The organism is Kitasatospora sp. LaBMicrA B282, assembly GCF_050325825.1.
GTDB lineage: Bacteria > Actinomycetota > Actinomycetes > Streptomycetales > Streptomycetaceae > Kitasatospora.
In genome coordinates this window covers 1-3496 of sequence record NZ_JBNQTI010000323.1, presented here as the reverse complement: position 1 = coordinate 3496, position 3496 = coordinate 1, and the positions used below count along the sequence as shown (strand labels likewise).

Sequence of the window (3496 nt, the reverse complement as noted above, 5' to 3'; positions counted from 1 at the left end):
CTTCCGACCTCCTTGCCGCGCAGCGCGCCCGGGGTTCGGGCGGAGAGCGGCAGCACCCGCCAGCGCGGCCGCTCGGCGGGCCGGGCGTCCGCGGCAGCGGCGGGCGCCTCCTCCAGCACCACGTGCGCATTGGTGCCGCCGACGCCGAAGGCGCTCACCGCGGCCCGGCGCGGGTGCGCGGCGGCGGGCCAGGCGGCCGGTTCGGTGGCGACCCGGAAGGGGGTGGCGGCGAAGTCGATCATCGGGTTGGGACGGTCGAAGTGCAGGCTGGGCGGGATCCGCCGGTGCTCCAGGGCCAGCACGGCCTTGACGAAGCCGGCGATGCCGGCCGCGGCGCCCAGGTGCCCGATGTTGGTCTTCACCGAGCCCAGCGCGCAGTAGCCGGTCCGGTCGGTGCTGTGCCGGAACGCCTCGGTGAGCGCCGCGACCTCGATCGGGTCGCCCATCGCGGTGGCGGTGCCGTGCGCCTCCACCAGGCCGATGGTGTCCGCACCGATGCCGGCGGCGAACTGCGCGGCCAGGATCGCCTCGGTCTGCCCGGCCGGGCTGGGCGCGGTGAACCCGACCTTGCGGCGGCCGTCGTTGTTGACCGCCGAGCCGCGGACCACGGCGCGGATCCGGTCCCCGTCGGCGAGCGCGTCCTCCAGCCGCTTGAGCACCACCACGCCCACCCCGTCGCCGGAGGCGGTGCCGGCCGCGTCGGCGGCGAAGGCCCGGCAGCGCCCGTCCGGCGAGAACGGGCCGCCCGGCACGTAGCGGTAGCCCAGCAGTGCCCCGGGGTTGACCGAGACGGCGCCGGCCAGCGCGGTGTCGCAGCGGTAGTCGATCAGGTCCTGGCAGGCCTGGTGGACCGCCACCAGCGCGGTGGAGCAGGCGGTCTGCAGGGACAGGCTCGGCCCGGTCAGGCCCAGCTCGTAGGAGATCCGGGTGGCGAGGGTGCCCAGCGAGTTGCTGGTCGCCGCGTGCACCAGGGCCACCGAGCCGGGCCGGCCGGCGTACTGCGGGTGCAGGTGCGCCGGGTAGTACCGGCTGTCGCCGGCGCCCGCGTACACCCCCACCTGCCGGTCGCCGAAGCCGCCGGCGTACCCGGCGTCCTCCACCGCGTGGTAGGCGGTCTCCAGCAGCAGGCGCTGCTGCGGGTCGACCACGGCCGCCTCGGTCGGGCTGTAGCCGAAGAACGCGGCGTCGAACCGGTCGATGCCCGACAGCACCGACACCGCGCGCACCAGGTCGGGGTCGGCCAGGTCGGCCGGGTCGCCGCCGGCGGCCAGGAACTCCTCGTCCCCGACCTGGCGCACCGAGTCCCGGCCGGCGATCAGGTTCGCCCAGAAGTGCGCCAGGTCGTCGGCGCCGGGGAACCGGGCGGCCATGCCGATCACTGCGATCAGCGGCGGCTCCTCGTCGGTGGTCAGCGGCTGGTCAGCCATGGTGGTCGCCCTTCTGCTCCGCGGTGGTGCGGCGGGCGGCCTGCGCGGCCCGCCGGCGCTGCGCCTGTCGGCGGGCCCGGTCCAGCACGGACTGGGCCCCGGTGGCCGGTTCGTCGGTCGGCTGCTCGCTCGCTGCACCGGGCGCAGCGCCCGTGCCGTCGGGCACGTCGTCCGGGCCGCCGGGTAGGCCGTCGCCGGCCCGCACGCCAGCCGCGCCGAGGTGCCGGGCCAGCCCGCGCACCGTCGGGTGGCCGAACAGGTCCACCACGGTCAGCTCGCAGCCCAACGCCTCGTTCACCGCGGCCTGGGCCGCCACCAGCAGCAGCGAACTGCCGCCCAGGTCGAAGAAGTTCTCCTCCCGCCCGACCCGCTCGCGGCCCAGTACCCCGGCCCACAGCCCGGCGATGGTCTCCTCCAGCCGGTCGGCGTCGCCCGCCCCACCGGCCGCAGCCCCACCGGCACCCGGCTCGGCGGAGCCCGCCGCCCGCAGCACCCAGTGGTCCGCCACGCCCAGCGTCCGGGCCGCGGAGGTGGCGGCCGCGGCCACCGCGCCCAGGTCGGCGCCGTCCGCCAGCACCACCCGCCCGGCCAGCCGCTGCACCGCCCGGAGCGGGCCGGCCAGGTGGGACCGCACCCAGGGCGCGGTGCGGTCGGCGCCGATCAGCAGGTGCGGCTCGGTGAACCGGGCGGCCAGGTCGTACGAGCGCAGGGCGGCCACCGGGTCCAGCGCCCGGTAGCCGCGCGCCTCGGTGAGCGCGGCCAACTGGTAGCCCTCGCTCATCCCACGGCCGCGCCAGGCGCTCCAGGCCAGGCTGCGCACCGGCCGGCCGGCCCGGGTGCCGTGCTCGGCGAGCGCGTCCAGGAAGGCGCAGCCGGCCGCGTAGGCCGCGTTCATCGAGCCGCCGAAGAAGCCGTTGACCGAGGAGAAGGCGGTGAACGCGGCGCCCTGCTCGGCGGCCAGTCGGTGCAGCACCCAGCCGCCGGCCAGCTTGGCCGCCAGCGCGGCCCGCCAGCGGGTCGGGTCCAGCGCGGTGACCGGTGCCTCGTCCCGCTCGCCGGCCAGGTGCAGCACCCCGGTCAGCGGCACCGACCAGGCGTCACGGGCCTTGTCCACCGCAGCCTGCAGCTGCGCGGGGTCGGTGACGTCGGCCGCCTCGTAGCGCACCTCGCCCAGCGCGCGCAGCCGCTGGAAGGCGGCGAGGCGCTCGCTGCCCGGCGTACTCGGCGTACCCGCCGCGCCTGGCGTATCCGCCGCGCCCGCCGCGCCCGGTGGTTCGGGCAGCGGGGTGCGGCCGACCAGCAACAGCCGGGTGCCCGGGGTCCGCAACAGGTGGGCGGCCAGCTCGCTGCCGACCCCGCCCAGGCCCCCGCTGATCAGCACGAACCCGGGGCGCTCGGCGCTCTCCGTGGCCCCCGTCTCCGCGACCTCCGCCTCCGCCGCCTCCGCCGCCTCCGGCAGCGCCGCCAGTCGGCGCAGGTGGCGCAGCCCCGCCCGGTAGGCGACCTCCGGCTCGCCGGGCGGCAGCGCCAACTCGGCCAGCAGCGCCGCGGCCGACTGCTCGGCGTCCGAGTCCGCCGCCAGGTCGACGTGGACCGCGCCGAGCCAGGGCAGCTCCTCGCGCAGCGTGCGCAGCAGCCCGAGCGCGGCCGCGTGCCGGTAGCCGCCCCGGTCGGTCGGCAGCACCGGCCGCGCCCCGGCGGTGGCGAACAGCAGCGGCAGCCGGTCGCCCGGGCCGTCGCCCAACCCGCCACCCGCCCCGCCGCCCCGCTCGGCCAGCGCCCGGGCCAGCGCGAGCAGCGACTCCGTGCCGTGCTGCTGTGCCGCCAGCAACTCCGCGACGCTCGCCACTTCGTGGTCGGCGTCCGCCAGCGCGCCCAGGTGCAGCACGGCCTGCGGCGCCCGGCCGTCCGCGGCCAGCCGGTCCAGCAGCCGGGCCAGGTCCGCCGGATGGTCCGGGCGTACCCGGTAGCCGGCCGCGTCCGTCCGCTCGAAGCCGGGGCCGGCCGTGGCCACCGTGCAGCGCCCGCCGGCCGCCCGCAGCCCGGCGGCCACCAGCGCGGCCACCGCG

The 3496-nt window shown here is 78.4% G+C and carries 2 protein-coding genes; both read right to left on the bottom strand.

Going from position 1 to position 3496, the window contains the following annotated elements:
- Positions 1-1427: beta-ketoacyl synthase N-terminal-like domain-containing protein (locus ACQRUO_RS38985; protein WP_428320928.1), on the bottom strand; the 1427-nt coding region annotated here is incomplete at its 3' end.
- On the bottom strand, positions 1420-3496 hold a 2077-nt coding region (locus ACQRUO_RS38980; RefSeq protein WP_428320927.1), incomplete at its 5' end, for a KR domain-containing protein. The genes ACQRUO_RS38985 and ACQRUO_RS38980, both read right to left, overlap by 8 nt.